Here is a 300-nt window from a genome sequence, read left to right as displayed (position 1 = left end):
ATCTGTATTTTGAAAAGCAGTCTTAGAATGGGTAAAACATGTGATAACCTAACCACTTTAATGCGAGAACAATAAGCAAAACAAAAGAGAATGATGCTAATCACTAACTAATTCATAAACGGAAAAATGGTAAAGCAGTGTAGACTTTCCATTATAACATTCAGGAAAAACGTATTATAGTATTCATGAATAATGTTAGAAGATAATATTGGAAGAAAGGAGACATTCTTTTTTAGAAAATCTATAAATGAACAGCATAATGGTATGGAATGATCCATGAGAAGAAAAAAATAAAAAGGT

Source organism: Bartonella sp. AA86SXKL, assembly GCF_042196885.1.
The sequence above is the reverse complement of the archived record's forward strand: the minus strand, read 5'-3'. Positions refer to the sequence as shown.